13 protein-coding genes, 2 tRNA genes and 1 pseudogene are annotated in these 15,250 nt (G+C 70.4%); 10 read left to right on the top strand and 6 right to left on the bottom strand.

Translation table 11 applies throughout. The features are described 5' to 3' along the window. The first annotated feature begins 64 nt into the window (after positions 1-64). The 3 genes from ABZ937_RS16695 to ABZ937_RS16685 all read left to right on the top strand — a co-directional run bounded on the left by ABZ937_RS16695 (position 65) and on the right by ABZ937_RS16685 (position 2,016). Entirely contained in the window at positions 65-580 is a 516-nt protein-coding gene (locus ABZ937_RS16695; RefSeq protein WP_361692169.1) for a hypothetical protein, read from the top strand. A 100-nt stretch (positions 581-680) separates the two neighbouring features. After that, entirely contained in the window at positions 681-1,166 is a 486-nt protein-coding gene (locus ABZ937_RS16690) for a tyrosinase family oxidase copper chaperone (protein WP_361692165.1), read from the top strand. Further along, positions 1,150-2,016, top strand: coding sequence for a tyrosinase family protein (locus tag ABZ937_RS16685; RefSeq protein ID WP_361692162.1), 867 nt, complete (start codon positions 1,150-1,152; stop codon positions 2,014-2,016). The genes ABZ937_RS16690 and ABZ937_RS16685 overlap by 17 nt, the downstream gene beginning before the upstream one ends. Before the next feature lie 92 nt (positions 2,017-2,108). On the opposite strand, the gene ABZ937_RS16680 is transcribed toward ABZ937_RS16685, so the two are convergent. Continuing rightward, complete coding sequence (locus ABZ937_RS16680; RefSeq protein ID WP_361692158.1) at positions 2,109-2,384, bottom strand: chaplin; 276 nt, start codon at positions 2,382-2,384, stop codon at positions 2,109-2,111. Between the two features lie 189 nt (positions 2,385-2,573). Here ABZ937_RS16680 and ABZ937_RS16675 point away from each other — a divergent pair, with 189 nt between their 5' ends. Beyond that, positions 2,574-3,128, top strand: a complete 555-nt coding sequence (locus ABZ937_RS16675; protein WP_361692155.1) for a DUF2087 domain-containing protein — start codon at positions 2,574-2,576, stop codon at positions 3,126-3,128. 7 nt (positions 3,129-3,135) lie between these two features. Here ABZ937_RS16675 and ABZ937_RS16670 read toward each other — a convergent pair whose 3' ends face one another. Next, positions 3,136-4,095: a D-2-hydroxyacid dehydrogenase family protein gene (locus ABZ937_RS16670; RefSeq protein ID WP_361692152.1), complete on the bottom strand. Its 960-nt coding sequence runs from the start codon at positions 4,093-4,095 to the stop codon at positions 3,136-3,138. 439 nt (positions 4,096-4,534) lie between these two features. On the opposite strand from ABZ937_RS16670, the gene ABZ937_RS16665 reads away from it, so the two are divergent. After that, positions 4,535-4,735, top strand: a complete 201-nt coding sequence (locus ABZ937_RS16665) for a hypothetical protein (protein ID WP_361692149.1) — start codon at positions 4,535-4,537, stop codon at positions 4,733-4,735. Positions 4,736-4,882: 147 nt separating this feature from the next. On the opposite strand, the gene ABZ937_RS16660 is transcribed toward ABZ937_RS16665, so the two are convergent. The 4 genes from ABZ937_RS16660 to ABZ937_RS16645 form a co-directional block, all read right to left on the bottom strand. Continuing rightward, positions 4,883-4,970 (bottom strand) — tRNA-Gly (locus ABZ937_RS16660). A 1,693-nt stretch (positions 4,971-6,663) separates the two neighbouring features. Further along, positions 6,664-7,482 carry a GntR family transcriptional regulator gene (locus ABZ937_RS16655; protein WP_361692147.1) on the bottom strand — a complete coding sequence of 273 codons (819 nt, stop codon included), beginning with the start codon at positions 7,480-7,482 and terminating at the stop codon, positions 6,664-6,666. Next, on the bottom strand, positions 7,458-7,811 hold the full coding sequence (locus tag ABZ937_RS16650; RefSeq protein ID WP_361692144.1) for a hypothetical protein: 354 nt from the start codon (positions 7,809-7,811) through the stop codon (positions 7,458-7,460). Before ABZ937_RS16650 ends, ABZ937_RS16655 begins: the two co-directional genes overlap by 25 nt. 336 nt (positions 7,812-8,147) lie before the next feature. Then, positions 8,148-8,223: transfer RNA gene (locus ABZ937_RS16645), tRNA-Arg, on the bottom strand. A 320-nt stretch (positions 8,224-8,543) separates the two neighbouring features. Between ABZ937_RS16645 and ABZ937_RS16640 the strand changes: the two genes are divergently transcribed. From ABZ937_RS16640 to ABZ937_RS16620, 5 genes and pseudogenes are all read left to right on the top strand, one after another. Beyond that, the gene (locus tag ABZ937_RS16640; protein WP_361692141.1) at positions 8,544-10,151 is read left to right on the top strand and encodes a dynamin family protein; all 1,608 of its coding nucleotides are present in this window, start codon (positions 8,544-8,546) and stop codon (positions 10,149-10,151) included. A gap of 3 nt (positions 10,152-10,154) precedes the next feature. Beyond that, a complete protein-coding gene (locus ABZ937_RS16635) occupies positions 10,155-12,530 on the top strand; it encodes a YfjP family GTPase (protein WP_361692138.1) in 2,376 nt (791 codons plus the stop codon). Between the two features lie 322 nt (positions 12,531-12,852). Next, positions 12,853-13,032 (top strand): annotated as a pseudogene (locus tag ABZ937_RS16630) (single-stranded DNA-binding protein); the annotation flags it as partial. Between the two features lie 31 nt (positions 13,033-13,063). Beyond that, entirely contained in the window at positions 13,064-14,692 is a 1,629-nt protein-coding gene (locus ABZ937_RS16625; RefSeq protein ID WP_361692135.1) for a recombinase family protein, read from the top strand. A gap of 201 nt (positions 14,693-14,893) precedes the next feature. Beyond that, positions 14,894-15,247 carry a hypothetical protein gene (locus tag ABZ937_RS16620; protein WP_361692132.1) on the top strand — a complete coding sequence of 118 codons (354 nt, stop codon included), beginning with the start codon at positions 14,894-14,896 and terminating at the stop codon, positions 15,245-15,247. Positions 15,248-15,250 lie beyond the last annotated feature (3 nt).

The raw sequence follows: 15,250 nt of genomic DNA, 5'->3' as shown, positions 1-15,250 counted from the left end.
TTTTTGGCTCGTTACGCGGTACGGACGTCGAACCCCCCACATCCTGAAAGGGACCGTACCTGACATGAAGTCCACCACCCGACGAACCCTTGCCACCGTCGTCACGGGCGTCACGGCCGCCCTGGGGGCGGCGGCCACTCCCGCCGCCGCGAACCCCACGGTCCCGATCCCCGTACCGCTGGAGGGCGCCTCCAAGGCGCTGGGCGTGGAACTGCCCAGGGCCGGCCTGCAGGTGCCGCTGGTCACGCCGGGCGTGCCCCAGGGGCCGCGCTTCGTCACCGGGCGGATGCTGCCCGAGCACACCCTGCCCCAGGTGCCGATCAACAGCGCCCTGCCCGGCGTGAACCTCCAGGCGCCCCTGCCGCACCCCCTCGACGACCGGTTCGACCACGTCGGCATCGCCGCCCCCGCCTCCGACCTGCGTGCCCTCGGCCCCGGCCTCAACCTGGAGGCCCCGCTGACCCCGCCCACCCCGGGCAACTACGGCCTGCCGAGGCTCAAGATGCCCGAGGCCGGCATCGCCGCCCCCGTCCTGCAGACGGTCGCCGACGCCGAGCTGGGCGCCGGCCCGGGACGGTAGCCGCCACCGCCGTACCCGCCGTATGGCTCTTCTGAGGTGACCCCGTGCGTCCTCGTCCGGTTAGCCGGTACGGACATCCGAACCCGGACGAGGAGCGAGCATGGTCGTCGATGTCGGCGCAGTGGCGGTCGGTGGGGAGCAGCGCAAGGAAGCGGCGGCCAGACCGTCCCGGAGAGAGGTGGCGCGGGGGCTGCTGGCCTCCGCCGCCGCGCTGACGCTGGCCCCGGTCGTCGCCGCCTCCCGGCCCCTGCCCCCGGCCGAGCCGTCCGACGGCAGCGCCTTCGACGAGACCTACCGGGGCCGGCGTATCCAGGGCTTTCTGGTGCCCGCCTCGGCGCGCAAGGCGGCCGACCGCGCCTGGCAGATCACCATCGACGGCCGGCCGCTGCACCTGATGCGCCGGGCCGACGGGTCCTGGATGAGCATGGTCGACCACTACACGTCGTACCGGACGCCGCTGGAGGCGACCCGGGCGGCCGTGGACGAGATCGGGCCCGGCCAGCGGCTGCGCGACCTGGCGCCGGGGCCGATGGGCGTCTGGCACCTGGGGCACGGGGCGGGGGGCCACGATGGCGTACGTGCGTAAGGACGTCAGTACGCTGACCGCGAGCGAGCGGCGGCGATTCGTCAACGCGCTGCTGGCCCTCAAACGGCGCGGTGAGTACGACGAGTTCGTCCGCATGCACATCGACTTCTACACCGCAGACGGCGAGCACGGCCTGCGCAGCGCACACATGTCGCCGTCCTTCCTGCCCTGGCACCGCCGGTTCCTGCTGGAGCTGGAGCGGGCGCTGCGCCGGATCGACTCCTCGGTGACGGTGCCGTACTGGGACTGGACCCGGGACCGTACGACGACGTCCGTGCCCTGGACGAGGGATCTGCTCGGCGGGAACGGGCGGCGCTCCGACCGGCAGGTGATGACCGGTCCGTTCGCCTACGCGGCGGGCCACTGGCCCATCAGGACGGGCGTCACCGACGGCCGGTTCCTCACCCGGGACCTGGGCCGCTCGGCCGCCCCCCTCCAGCTGCCCACCCGGAGCGAACTGCAGTGGGCGCTCGCCGATCCCGTCTACGACGTGTGGCCCTGGGACTCGACCGTCACCAAGGGCTTCCGCAACAAGCTGGAGGGCTGGGGGAGGGGCAGCGGCAGCGCCTCCTGGCGCAACCACAACCGGGTGCACCGCTGGGTCGGCGGGGTCATGGTCGGCGGCGCCTCCGTCAACGACCCGGTGTTCTGGCTGCACCACGCCTTCGTCGACCTCCAGTGGTACCGCTGGCAGCGGGCCCACCGGCAGCACCGCTACCTGCCGGCCGTGCCGCCCGGCGCGGGCGACACCCAGCACCAGCGGGTCATCGCCCGGCACGAGAAGCTGCCGCCCTGGGACGAGACGCCGGACCAGCTGGAGGACATGAGCCGGGTCTACCGGTACGCGTGAGCGCGCGCCGCGCGATGTCTTTCGGACATCGGACATGGGAAGAGCCCCGGCGCTCGGAGTGCCGGGGCTCTTGGCCGCGTGGGCCGAACGGCTCAGCCGCCGTAGCCGGAGCCGGGGTTGTCGTCGTGGTCGATGTTGGCGCAGGTGTTGCCGAAGGCCGGGTTCAGCAGGGCGATCACGTTGACGGTGTTCCCGCACACATTGGCCGGGAGGTGGATCGGAACCTGGACCACGTTGCCGGACACGATGCCGGGCGAATTGACGGCCGCGCCCTGGGCGCCCGCGTCGGCCAGGGCCAGCCCGGCCCCGCCGATCACCACGGCGCCGGTGCCGAGAGCGACACCGGCTGCCTTCGCGATGCGAGACATCACGTTCTCCTTTTGTAGCTCGGAAAGCACAACGGCAGACCAGCCGCCGCACTCCCCCTTCAACGGCGCCGCGCTGGCAGGGTCACGGTGATCACTCCGGGATCACTCTTTTAACGGCGGGCCCTGTCCCGCGTCCGGCCCGGCGTTATTCACAGGCGTCCGGCGGGGACGGTCCCCTACCCTCCGGACATGGACCCCGACACACTTCCCGACCCGCGCGAGCGGTCCCGGCGGCTGATCGGTCTGCTCGCCGACGAGAGCAGACTGCGGGCCTTCGCCGCGGTGGCGCTGGGCGCGCGCAGCCCCGGGCAGGTCGCCGAGGCGGCCGGTCTCCCGCCGAAGGACACGGCCGTCGCGCTGCTCGGACTCCGCGAGCAGGGCGCCGTGACCGGCGGGACGGACGACGGGCTCGCCGTCTCCTACGACCTCCTGCGCGAGCTGGCCCGGCCGCGGGAGCCGGCGCGTCCGGCCGGGGGCGGTGTGCTGGACATCTTCGTCCGGGACGGCCGGCTGGTCCGGCTGCCGGCCCAGTGGACCCGCAAGCAGCAGGTGCTGCGGCACATCGCGGAGCAGACCTTCGAGCCGGGGGTCGCCTACCCGGAACGGGTCGTGAACGAGCGGCTGCGCGCCTGGTGCGAGGGCTCCGACGAGATCGACCATGTGACGCTCCGGCGTCATCTCGTGGACCTGCACGAGCTGCGCCGGAGCGAGGGACTCTACGAACGGGTGGCGACGGCCCCCTGAGCGGGCCTCAGGGCAGCCGCCGTACCGGGGAGCCCGCCAGGTAGGCCTGGATGTTCTCCACGGCCTGGCCGTAGTACGTCGCGTAGTTGGCCCGGGAGACGTAGCCGAGGTGCGGTGTGGCGAGGAGGCGGGGCGCGGTGCGCATCGGATGGCCGGCGGGCAGCGGCTCGATGTCGAAGACGTCGACGCCGGCGCCGGCGATCCGGCCCTCGCGCAGCGCGGCCAGCAGCGCGTCCTGGTCGACGAGGGCGGCGCGGGAGGTGTTGACCAGGTAGGCGGTCGGCTTCATCAGGGCGAGTTCGGCGGCGCCGAGCAGGCCGCGGGTGCGGTCGCCGAGGGCGAGATGGACGGAGACGAAGTCGCTTTCGCGCAGCAACTCCTCCTTGCTGCCGGCCAGTTCCACACCCACCTCCTCGGCGCGCTCCCCGGTGAGGTTCTGGCTCCAGGCGCTCACCCGCATCCCGAAGGCGAGCCCGACCTGCGCCACCCGGCTGCCGATCTTCCCGAGACCGAGGAGCCCCAGCCGGCGCCCGTGCAGATCGGCGCCGACGGTCGACTGCCAGGGCCCGTCGCCGCGCAGCGCGTTGCTCTCCTGGACGATCCCGCGCGCCAGACCGAGCAGCAGCGCCCAGGTCAGCTCCACCGGCGGGGTGCTGGAACTCGCCGTGCCGCACACGGTGACGCCGTGCGCCTCGGCGGCGGCGTAGTCGATGACGCTGTTGCGCATCCCGGAGGCGATGAGGAGCTTCAGCCGGGGGAGGCGGGCGATCAGCGAACCGGGAAAGGGGACACGCTCGCGCAGGGTGACGACGATGTCGTAGTCGGCGAGGGCCGCGGCAAGAGCCTCCTCGCCATCGAGGTGCTCGCGCAGCGCGACGACCTCCACCCGATCCCCGACCACCGCCCAGTCGGCCGACTCGACGGCCACCCCCTGGAAGTCATCCAACACCGCACACCGAAGCCGCACGTCCTCTCCCTTCCTGACGGGGACTGTAGCGACACCCCGGGCACCACGGTCAACGGGAGGAGCTGCTCGACGGGGCGCGGGTTGAGGGCCTGTTCGCGGTGGGCGAGGCCGAGCCCATGAGCCATGGCATACGCCGTGTCAGCGGACTGGCGGTTCTGGTCGCGGGTACCGCGTTGGGCGCGTGGGTGGTCTTCGGGGCCCCGCACCACTGGCACGGCGGCAAGGCCCTTGGGCGTCTGGCACTCGTCCTGGGTTCCCTCGGGATTCAGCAGTTCACCTCGGCCGATCTTCCCCGATGCTCCTCGACCCGATGTTCCGCACGGGGAGCGCGGCGGCCGGAACGACGGAGTCTGAGGCCGGACGAGGCGTGACGCGTCCGCATGGCTGGACTCCGGTCCCGGTTGCCGAACCAAATGCGTGGAGTCTCGTTGATCAAGCCATGAACAAGACGATCTTGACGGCGGTTGTCGCCGTGGCAGCCGGCATGATGGTGTCCGTGTCCCCCGCCCAGGCGGTGCCCCCCACGAACCCCGCGGCGGTCGGCGAAACGGACACGGACCAGAACCCGCTCGGGAACCTGCTCCAGGCGGGCCCCACCACGTTCCCGGAAGGCCTCTTCCGGATCCTCCCGGTCGAGTGACCCCAGAAGCGGACGGACACCCCTCCGCCCGCAACAGACCCATGACCCCATGAGCTACCCCGGAGCCCCCTTGATCACCGAGCGGGTGTCCGGGGTTTGCTTGTGCTCTGAGCAGCGAAGACCCCTCCTGAGGGGGCGGGCGGTGCCTGGCGCGCCCTTGGCAGGACTCGAACCTGCGGCCAAGCGCTTGGAAGGCGCCGGGTAAGACGACCAGCGCACCGCTGCTGACCTGCGCCTCTTGTCGCGCCTGGCGCCTTGGCTACCGTCCTTCGACACGCATTCGACAGCACTCCGCACCGGCGTGCTCTCCGCCCTCCGGCAGTACGACGAGAGTGCCACCGGTGAGGCGTACGGCTCCCAACCCGTCGGCAGTTGCGCTGGCCTGCCGCTTACCCCCCCACGCAGCAGCCGACAGCGGCCTCCTCCCAAGTCCGCCGGGGTTCGCGAACGAGCGTTGCTGGCCATGGTGGCCCGCCCGCCGAGGCGGGCCGCGCCGCGCGGCATCTTGATGATCTCGTCCAGCGCAGGTGATCCATCAAAGGTCTCGTGCTTCGTCATCGCCACCTCGGCGGACAACTGGCCGCCCAAGCAGAAGGACGTTGAAGTACAGCCCTAATATGTGCAGGCCACGGGAGGGGGAGCATGTTCGAAGTGAGGCACACGTGCCCGCACTGTGGACACGGCGTAGGCCGGTTGATGCGCGTCAGCGGCGAAGGCGTTTCCAACTGCGCGCGTTGTCACAAGAGTGACTGGTCCCGCCGGTTCCCGTTCTCTGCACCGGATGCCCAGCTGGCGAAGCAGGAGGCCTGGGAAGCACTCCGCGCAGAGAAGGATGCGCGGCGACTCGACTGGGTGCCACGCAGCGAACAGACCATCCAGGTCAAGATCCCCGAGCGCATCGTGCCGCCTGCGCCACGCCGTCCGAAGGTGGAACGGGAGCGACTTGTCGAGCATGTTGGTGACAGGAAGCTCACCGAGTCCAACGCTGCTCGGAGCGCGAAGAACAGAGCGAAGAAGCGACTCTTGGCCTACGGAGCCTTGGCGGTAGGGACTGTGGCTTGCTTCGCCATCGGAGCGGGGCGCACTGGCGGTGACCACGTCAGGACCGCATCCGCCAAGCCCACAACGTTGCCGAGCCTGACTGCCTCTCCCTTGGGCAGATCCTCGGTGACTCCGTCGCTTTCGGAACCGTTGAGCGACTACCAGCACTGGAGCCTTGCGAAGGCTGTGGCGGACGCCCGCAAGCACCAAGTCAGGTCGGTGACGTACACAGACCTCAGCGACCTGAACCGCAGTCCGTCTCACCTCGGCAACTGGAAAGTGTGCTGGCAGTTTCCTGATGCTGGCGCCAAGAGCGCCGGGACTCTCACGTTCGCGGTCCTGAAGACGAACGAGGCGTGCGCCTCGCCGCCACGGCCTCGCTCTCATCACGAATCGTCCTCAAAGGGCAGTTCTGACTCCAGCTCGGGTGGAAGCACGCCGACTGCTGGCAGCTCGCCCGCATCGGACAGCTCCAACACGACGGAATTGTGCGGCATCCGATCCAACGCCGGTAATTGCTACCACGCTGGCCAGTTCTGCCGGAACGTCGACGTGGGAGCGACGACTACGGACGCAGCAGGGCGCGAGATCACCTGCGACTATGAAGCAGGCGCCAATCGGTGGCATTACTGACAACCCGATGACCGGTCACGGCTTGGCACCCAGCAGGGCCCGCTCTCGGGGCGGCGTTCTTGGCCAGCTGCTGTTGACTCGGGTGCTGACGAGGATGGGGACCTGGACCGGTCATCTGGTTGGCCACCCTTGCCGTCGGTGGGGTCCGCCCCAGCGCGGTTCAGCACCGGTCCCGTCGTGTGCGCACTGGCCCTCACGGGGGCACGCCTGGGCGCGGCTTCCGAATATCCAACCGGCTGTCAGCGATCCGTCCGTTAGCGGTTGATCGGGATCTCGTAGACGATCTCGCAGTGAGCGGCGGGTGCGACGATGTCCGCCGTCTCTACCGGCCGACCGTCGTCGCTGTAATAGGTCCGCCGGATGTGCGTCACGAGTGCCGCTTTCTGGATACCGAGTAGTGATGCCTCTTCGGCGGTCGCCGTCCGCGGTTCCGGCTGCTCCACGGCGTGGCTGACGGTGACTCCGATCGCGGCCATGCGGTTCACGCCCCCCGCCCCGGCGTGCGGCCCTCCCTCCGGGAGGACAACGAGAGTGCCGGCGGTGAGGTCGTACGGTTCCCAACTGGTCGACAGCTGCACGGGCCTGCCGTCGGCCAGGAACTCGTACGTCGTCCGGACGCACAGGTCACCCTCGGCGATGCCGAGCCGCGCTGCGATGTCCGCCGGAGCCGGCACCTTGGCCTCTGTCCGGCTCTCCCAATCCCCCTGCCTGCCCACGGCCTTCATGTCCGCCCGGAACGGAGACCCGTCGGGCCGCTCACGCGCGGACGAACGGACCACCCGTACCCGCTGTCGGGGCTCGGCGACGTACGTGCCCGAACCGGCGCGGCCCTCCAGCACACCTTGGGAGATCAGCAGCTCCTGAGCCCGGCGGACCACGTTCTCGCCGACCCCGTACTCCTGGCCGATCTGGGCGCGGGACGGCAGACGGTCCCCGGGCTCCCATACGTGCTCCGCGATCCGTCGCCGGAGTACTGCGGCCCCCGGCCCGAGGAAGCCGTAGCCATGCGGGTGGAGGACGTGACCCTGCCCGAGTCCGATGCCGAAGATCAGTGGTGCGAGCTGCTGATCCATACGGCCACCCCGGAGATTGGGAAGCAGTGGACCGACACGGGAAGATCCACGAGCAGCGCGACCTGGAAGGCCGAGCCGAGGGCGAGACGCGCACTGTGCCGGGGCATCCGGCCCTGACCCGCATCCTGCGGCAGCACATCGCAGACGAGCAGCTTCAGCCGGGTGATCTGCTGTTCCAGGGCGAGTACGGCGGCGTCCTCGCCGGCTCCGTCATCCGGCAGGCGTGGCGCAGCGCACGTAAGGCCGTGCTGCCCCCCGCACGTCTTCGAGTCGTCCACCGGGCGGCGCGTGTACGACAACCGGAACACGCGCCTGACGAAGTGGCTCAATGATGGAGTCCCGCCCGCTCAGGTGGCGGAGTGGGCCGGGAACGGCGTCGCCGTGCTCCTGGCCACCTGCGCCCGTTGCATCGACGGACAGCTGCCGGATCTCAAGCGGTGGCTTGGAGCTGCCGGTGATCTCCCTGAGCGGCCGTCCGCCGGCTGACCTCTCGGCCTCGGCCCGGAACTTCGACACGCATTCGACACGGCCACCCGCGAGAACCCGGTGACAGCCGGGCAGCCCCGGATCCCGCCCTTGATCATCACGTGGCGTCCGGGGCTGGCCTGCGTCGAGTGCCACCCGCTCTGAACAGCAAAAATGCCCTCCCGAAGGAGGGCGGTGCCTGGCGCCCCCGGCAGGACTCGAACCTGCGGCCAAGCGCTTAGAAGGCGCCTGCTCTATCCACTGAGCTACGGGGGCCGGGTGGGTGGCCTCGTACCCGGTGCCCGGGTGCGGGCTGATCCGTGACGTTGCCGGGGACAAGGATAGGGCTCCCGGTTCCTTGACCCTGTCGCTTCGCCTCCGTGGCTCGATGTGGAGGTTCAGTGAAGCGGTCCTGATAATCGCAGGCAGGTACGAATCGTGCACCGCTTTTGGCGCCCGACGCACCGGGTGTTGTGCACTCGTTATGCCTGGACTGTGCCCGTGTCCCGGTCATCCCTTCCGTCCGTTCTGTTCTGTCGGCGCGCAGACATGTCTATATGCTTCAGAATTCCCCTAAAATTGGGCATTCTTCGCATGTGGTGACCTTGGACGTACGGCCTCAGCTGCTCGACACACTCTCCGCTCTGCGCGACCGTGTCGCCGCCGCACGCTTTCCGCTGCCCCTGGCCGGGGCCCCACGCGCGCGTGCCAACCGCGACGAACTCCTCGCACAGCTCGACGACTATCTCGTACCCCGGTTGCGGCACCCCGAGGCGCCGCTGCTGGCCGTCGTCGGCGGCTCCACCGGCGCGGGCAAGTCGACGCTCGTCAACTCCCTCGTCGGCCGGTGCGTGAGCGAGGCGGGCGTGCTCCGGCCGACCACCCGGACGCCGGTCCTCGTCTGCCATCCGGAGGATCATCACTGGTTCAGCGGCATGCGCGTACTCCCCGACCTGACCCGCGTGTGGGTGCCCCATCAGGACCCCGCCGACGAGCTGCTGCTCCCCGAGGGGGATCCCGCGCGCGTGCTGCGCGTCGAGACCGCCGACACGCTCCCGCGCGGGCTCGCTCTCCTCGACGCCCCCGACATCGACTCCCTCGTCGCCGACAACCGCGTCCTCGCCGCGGAACTGATCTGCGCCGCCGACATCTGGATCATGGTCACCACGGCCGCCCGCTATGCCGACGCCGTCCCCTGGCACCTGCTGCGCACCGCCAAGGAGTACGACGCGACCCTCATCACCGTCCTGGACCGGGTCCCCCACCAGGTCGTCTCCGAGGTCTCCCGGCAGTACGCCGCGCTGCTCACCAAGGCCGGGCTCGGCGACGTACCCCGGTTCACCGTGCCCGAGCTGCCCGAGTCCGCCTGGGGCGCCGGTCTGCTGCCCGGCACCGCCGTCGCGCCCCTGAAGAGCTGGCTCGTCCACCACGCCCACGACGCCGCCGCCCGCCAGCACGTCATGGTCCGTACGGCCCAGGGCCTCCTCGACTCGCTCAAGTCCCGCATGTCCGAGCTGGCCAGCGCCGCCGCCGCCCAGTACGCGGCGGCCCTCCGGCTCACCTCCGCCGTGGACGCCGCCTACGACAGCGAGCACGCGCGCGTACGCAGCCGCCTCCAGTCCGGCGCCGTACTCGCCGGGGACGCCCTCAAGCGCTGGCGTGCCTTCCCCCTGGACTGCACGGCCGGGGAACTCCTGGACGCCCTCGTGGAGAGCCTGGCCGCCCTGCTGTTGTGCGCCGTCACCGCCGCCGACGAGCGTGTCGACGACGCCTGGCGGCGCGAGCCCGCCGCCGGCGCCCCGGAACTCGCCGGCCGCGACACCTCCCTGGAGAGCGCCGAGCACCGCATCGGGCTCGCGGCCCGGCGCTGGCGGCGCGAGCTGGAGGAGTACGCCGAGGACGAGGTACGGGTGCTGGAGCGCACCGGTGGGCCCGACGCGGAGGTCGTCGCCGCCCTCGTCGCCACGGCGGTGCTCGGCGGGCGCCGGGCACGTACCGCCGGCGAGGGGCTCGCCGAGCGGCTGGGCGCGCACGGTGTGCTGCGGCTGCGTGACCGGGCCGGACGGCTGCTCATCGAGCACGTGGACCGTGTCATGCACGCCGAACGCGAGCGGCGCCTCGCCCCGCTCGACGCCCTGGACGTCCATCCCGATCCCCAGGCCGAACTCATCGCCGCGCTGTCCGTACTGCAGAAGGAGAGGTGACCGGTGACCGCCGTCACTGACCAGGACCACACGGATCACACCGACCACATGAGGCGCACAGACCACGACGGCGACAGCGGCGACACCGGGTCCATCGAGCACAGCAGTCACACCGGGCAGGGCGCTGTGGACAGCGTCGCGCGCGCGGGTGGCCGTACGGAGGTCCGCCTGAGTCTCGTGAAAGAGGACCACGGTGACGACTGCCCCGACGCCGTCTCCGAGGACGAGGGCGACCATGAGGATGAGGGCAAGGACGGCGTCGTCGGCGTCCTTCACGCGCGCGTGAACGACGAGAACCGCGAGAACCGAGAGAGCAGTGAGGGCGGCGGGGACGGAGGGGATGGCGGGGACGGCGACACCACCGACACCACCGACACCACCGAGCCGCCACGCCTCGCGCGCGTGCCGGACGAGAACGCCGATCGTGACCGAGCCGCCGATCGCGACCGTGGGGCCGATCGGGACCGAGCCACCGATCGGGACCGTGGCGCCGATCGGGACCGTGGCGCCGATCGGGATCGGCCCGCGCGCGGGCGCGGTGCCGAAGACGGTGTCTCCGTCCCCCGGCCGCACCTCCACTCCCCGAAGTCCCGCCCCGCGGCGGACGCCACACCCCCGAAGACCGCCACCGGCGCCGGCACCGATGCCGAGGCCGACTCCTCGGAGGCATGGGACGACGGGCTCATCGCGCGGCGCGTCACCGAGGCCAACGCCGCCGCCCTCGCCGCCGAGCGTGCCGTCACCCCGGAGCCCACCCACCGCAGCCACGCCCCCGCCCCGCTGGCGTACGACGGCCCGCTGCGCTCCCGCCTGGACGCCCTGCGCGAACTCGTCGGGCTCTCCCGGACCCGCCTGGACAGCCATACCCTCGCCGAGGCCGGCCGGGTCCTGGACGAGGCCACCGCCCGCCGCAAGCTGTCCGGCCGGCACACCGTCGTCGCCCTCGCCGGTGCCACCGGCAGCGGCAAGTCGCAGCTGTTCAACGCGCTCGCCGGTGTGGCCATTTCGGAAACCGGCGTACGCCGTCCGACCACGGCCGCACCCATCGCGTGCAGCTGGAGCGACGGAGCGGCCGGCCTCATCGACCGGCTGGGCATCCCGGGCCGGCTGCGCCGCCGTCCGCTGAACGGCCCCGACTCCGAGGGGCCGATGCGCGGGCTGGTCCTGATCGACCTGCCCGACCACGACTCCGCCGCCGTACAGCACCGCGAACAGGTCGACCGGATCCTGAAGCTGGTCGACGCGGTCATCTGGGTGGTCGACCCGGAGAAGTACGCCGACGCCGTCCTGCACGAGCGCTATCTGCGGCCGATGGCGGGCCACGCCGAGATCATGTTCATCGTCCTCAACCAGGTGGACCGGCTGCCCGGGGACGCCGCCGACCAGGTCCTGGACGATCTGCGGCGGCTGCTGGACGAGGACGGCATCGCGCTCGGCGAGTACGGCGAACCGGGCGCCACCGTCCTCGCGCTGTCCGCGCTCACCGGCGAGGGCGTCGGCGAACTGCGCGAGGCGCTCGGCGAGTTCGTGGCGGAGCGCGGCGCGGCGGCCCGCCGGGTCTCGGCCGACGTGGACGCCGCCGCGGCCGGGCTGCGGCCCGTGTACGCCACCGGGCGGCGGTCCGGGCTCAGCGAGGAGGCGCGCGAGGAGTTCGCCGCGCGGCTCGCGGACGCGGTGGGCGCCACCGCGGCGGGCGAGGCCGCGGAGCGCGCCTGGCTGCGCAACGCCAACCGCGCCTGCGGCACGCCCTGGCTGCGGCTGTGGCGCTGGTACCAGGGCCGCGGCGAGTCCACGACGGGCCGTCACCAGCTGCGGGCCCAGGCGGACGAGGAGGCGACGGCCCGTCAGCGGGTGGAGCAGGCGGTGCGTACGGTCTCGGACCGGGCCTCGGCCGGGTTGCCGGCGCCCTGGGCGCAGGCGGTGCGCGAGGCGGCCGTGCGCGGCGCCCACGGGTTGTCCGAGGCGCTGGACGATCTGGCGGCGCGGGCCGGGCTGCCGCCGGGCCGCCCGCCGCGGCCGGGCTGGTGGCCGGTGGCGGTACTGGTCCAGGCGGCGATGACGCTGCTGCAGATCGTGGGCGGCGCCTGGCTGGTGGGGCAGATCGCCGGGGTGATGGCGCCCAACCTGGGTGTTCCGGTGCTGCTGATGGTGTGCGGGATCACCGGCGGGCCGCTGGTGGAGTGGGCCTGCCGGATGGCGGCCCGGGGGCCCGCGCGGCGCTACGGCCAGGACGCGGAACGGCGGCTTCGGGAGGCGGCGGCGAGCTGCGGCCGGGCCCGGGTCCTCGATCCGGTGGCGTCGGAGCTGCTGCGGTACCGGGAGGTGCGGGAGCAGTACGTGAGGGTCGTGCGGACCGGTACCGGGGCCGGGGCGAGGTGAGCCGGCCCCGACCCGGGGGCTGGTGAGGGGTGGGTGAGGGGGGACGGGGACGTGGGATCACTCGTGCGGGTGGCGGAGTTCTCCACAGGCGGGTGGTCGTCCACAGCGCTCAGCGGGCCCGGCCCGGCGGAGGCAGTCTGAGGTCACGGCGATCGCACGGCGGTCCGGCCGCAGGCGCGGCGGGCGGTGCGGGCGGTCGGCGTGCGGTGCGGGCGCGTACGGCAGTCGTGGGCGCCCGCACGGCAGACGCAGCCGTACGGGACGGGCCCGTACGCGTGTCCGCCCGGCCGGAAGGGGACGGGCGGGGGAGGGGAGCGAGGACGTGAACGAGACCATCGTCTGTGTGGTGGGCAACGTGGCGACCCAGCCGGTGTACCGCGAGATGGCGGCGGGACCGTCGGCCAGGTTCCGGGTGGCGGTGACCGCGCGCTACTGGGACCGGGAGAAGAGCGCCTGGACGGACGGGCACACCAACTTCTTCACGGTGTGGGCCAACCGTCGAACGAGCGAGACTGCAAGATACCATCCCCCGCATGGCGAGAGCATCGATGCCCGCGAAGCGGGTCCTGGCGGTCATACGGCTGTCCCACGAGACTGACGAGAGTACGTCCCCCGACCGACAGCGGGCGTTGATCTTGAATTGGGCTGAGGCGAACGGCCACGTTCTGGCGGGCGAAGCCGAAGACTTGGATATCTCCGGTGGCATGCGCCCCTTCGAGCGGCCGAGCCTCGGTGAGTGGCTGAAGACCCCTGAACGGTTCGACGTGTTGGCGTGCTGGAAGCTCGACCGGCTCAGCCGCCGCTCGATCCATTTCGCGGAACTGTTGGCGTGGTGCCAGAAGCACGGGAAAACGATCGTCTCGGTAACCGAGGGCTTCGACATTTCCACGTCCATGGGGAAGATGTTCGCTCAGATCATTGCGGCTTTCGCCGAGGGCGAGCTGGACGTGATCACGGAACGGGTGCACGCTTCGCACGAGAAACTTCGCCGCGACGGCCGCTATGCGGGTGCACCTCTGCCGTTTGGGTATGTGGCCGGCAATCTGCCTTCAGGCGGTAAGACTCTGGTCCAGGAACCCGAATATGCGGAGATCCTTCGACAGATCATAAAAGACGTTACCGCGGGCGTCTCGACCCACGAAATAGCCCGCCGCTTCAACGAGCAAAGCTTGATGACTTGGGGAGATCGGCGGCGCGTTCTGCGTGGCGAGAAGGTCGAGAAGCGGCAGCGTTGGACCGCTGATGTGATTCAGCAGGTTGTGAAGAATCCGGCCGTTGCCGGGTACAAGACGGTCCGGTTGAAGTCGGAAGACGGTCGGTATCTCAAGGCTCACGATCTCGTTAAGGACGCCGACGGTAACCGTGTTATGCAGACGGCCGAGCCGATCGTTACCCGCGCTGAATGGGAAGCGGCCGTGCAGGCTTTGTCGTCTCGCGCTTCGAAGGGTGATCGTATGGCGCGTACAGAGTCCATGCTTCAGGGCGTATTGAAGTGTGGTAGCTGTGGCCACAATGTCTATCAGCACCGCTCGAAGCACACTGTAGGCGGCGAGGAAAAGATTTACGCCTATTACGCTTGCCAGTCGCGGCGTAAGAGCCGTGAGTGTGAGGCCCCGGTTCGGGTGCCGGTGGAGCGTACCGAGGACGACGCCGTATCCGCGTTTCTGGCTCTGCTCGGCGAAGCGGAGATCACGCGTACCGAGTATGACCCCGGTGAGGATTACTCGGCTCAGCTTGCCGAGGCTCGAAGCATCCTTGACGCCCTGGAAGACGACTTCCTCGCGGGGAAGTACAAGGGGGAAGAAGCAGTTCGGCGGTATCACCGCATGCATGCCAAGCAAACGGAGAAGGTGGACCGGCTAGCGGCTCTGCCGCATAGGCCGGCAACTACCCGCCAGGTCGGCACCGGGGAGACATACGCGGAACGATGGAAGCTTCTTACCCGTCTGGAGCGGCGGGAGTTCCTGTTGTCTCAGGGGATCATCTTCCGGGCCTACGCGCCCGGCACGGTACGGCGGCAAACGCTGCTCGGCGCCACCGAGCCGAACGAAGAGTCTCTAGTTCTGGTCGAGCTTCCGAAGTCTCTGCTCGCGGCTTCCCCGAGAGGAGACGGCTCAGTGCGGTTCACTCTCGATCCTGGCGCGCCAATGGGAAGCAAGTAGCCGAGGCAGGGCACAGCCCCCGTCGCGCGCAAATGGCCTGCGGGGGTCTACTCATGTCCGGCCCGTTTAAACGCCTCCGGGGCCTTCTCATTTCAGGGTCCGTTTAAACGGTCCCCTTCACGCCGTTCTGATGATCACCCTTGCGACCGCCAGACGCTCGGCTGTAGACATAGTCGAGCACCACACGAACGGAGAACATGAGTGGGCGACAACAACCCGACCTGCACCGAGGTCGGAGGAATCCCGTCCTTCGAACCTAGGACGGCCGAGGTAGGCACGTTGTATCGCTGGGACGCCCTGAGTGACCAACAGTGCGTTATGGCCCTCAAGCCGACGCACATCAACCGCCTCGGCATCTTGGCTGACGTGTACGTCCTGGAGGACGGGCAGACCCGCGAAGTCAACGCGCAAGAAATGTTCTTGGCTGACGGTTCCGGCGGATACGAGATGTCGGAAGACATACCCATGGGCCGATACACGATCGCGGAACTACAGCGGATTGCCGACGAACACGCCCGCGCTGCGGCCTTCCTGCGCTCGATAGCGCAAGACTGACGA

It is taken from the genome of Streptomyces sp. NPDC046727 (genome assembly GCF_040645635.1).
GTDB lineage: Bacteria > Actinomycetota > Actinomycetes > Streptomycetales > Streptomycetaceae > Streptomyces.
This window is presented reverse-complemented; position numbering and strand designations above follow the sequence as displayed.

What these genes read in the sequence shown, in the direction of transcription:
- ABZ937_RS16695 (WP_361692169.1), top strand. Translation starts at nt 65, where the DNA reads ATGAAGTCCACCACCCGACGAACCCTTGCCACCGTCGTCACGGGCGTC.
- ABZ937_RS16680 (WP_361692158.1), bottom strand. Translation starts at nt 2,384, where the DNA reads ATGTCTCGCATCGCGAAGGCAGCCGGTGTCGCTCTCGGCACCGGCGCC.
- ABZ937_RS16665 (WP_361692149.1), top strand. Translation starts at nt 4,535, where the DNA reads ATGAACAAGACGATCTTGACGGCGGTTGTCGCCGTGGCAGCCGGCATG.
- ABZ937_RS16625 (WP_361692135.1), top strand. Translation starts at nt 13,064, where the DNA reads ATGGCGAGAGCATCGATGCCCGCGAAGCGGGTCCTGGCGGTCATACGG.
- ABZ937_RS16675 (WP_361692155.1), top strand. Translation starts at nt 2,574, where the DNA reads ATGGACCCCGACACACTTCCCGACCCGCGCGAGCGGTCCCGGCGGCTG.
- ABZ937_RS16690 (WP_361692165.1), top strand. Translation starts at nt 681, where the DNA reads ATGGTCGTCGATGTCGGCGCAGTGGCGGTCGGTGGGGAGCAGCGCAAG.
- ABZ937_RS16655 (WP_361692147.1), bottom strand. Translation starts at nt 7,482, where the DNA reads ATGGATCAGCAGCTCGCACCACTGATCTTCGGCATCGGACTCGGGCAG.
- ABZ937_RS16685 (WP_361692162.1), top strand. Translation starts at nt 1,150, where the DNA reads ATGGCGTACGTGCGTAAGGACGTCAGTACGCTGACCGCGAGCGAGCGG.